1 pseudogene (cut by a window edge) is annotated in these 520 nt (G+C 72.6%); it reads left to right on the top strand.

The features are described from left to right. Window positions 1-353: pseudogene (locus CCL05_RS43265) on the top strand (AAA family ATPase) (its annotated part extends 248 nt beyond the left edge of the window); the annotation flags it as partial. Window positions 354-520 lie beyond the last annotated feature (167 nt).

Here is a 520-nt window from a genome sequence, read left to right as displayed (position 1 = left end):
TGCGGGCCGAGACCGCGCTGGACGCTCTGGGCAGAGAGGGGTTCTCGCCGGAATCGGTCAGCCATGGTGAGGGCTTTCTCGCGGCGTTCCGCGGGAAGTTCCTCCAGGCCGGGCTCTACGTTCTCGACGAGCCGGAGGCGGCTCTCTCCTTCTCCTCGTGCCTCGAACTGATCGGGCACATCGACCGGTTGGCCAAGGCCGGCGGTCAGGTCATCTGCGCCACGCACTCTCCCTTGCTGACTGCGCTGCCTGGCGCGGACATCGTCGAAGTCGGCGAGCATGGCCTACGGCGGGTCGCCTGGCCGGAGCTCGGCGTCGTGGATCACTGGCGCCGCTATCTCGCCGACCCGCACGTCNNGCCGGCACGCCACGACCGGGGGCCCGGGCGGGGATCAGTCCGTGGGCCGCAGCCGGCGCGGTCGGCGCCTCACGCCGCCCGAGCCTGCCTCGTCCCCTGCGACAGCACCTGGACCGGCGCCGGTCGGCCGGTCCGAAAGCCCGTGCCGGCCCCGGCCTCAGA

Source organism: Streptomyces africanus (genome assembly GCF_002150735.1).
Classification (GTDB): domain Bacteria; phylum Actinomycetota; class Actinomycetes; order Streptomycetales; family Streptomycetaceae; genus Streptomyces; species Streptomyces africanus.
Note: the sequence above shows the minus strand (reverse complement) of the source record. Positions and strands in the feature narration are given on the sequence as shown.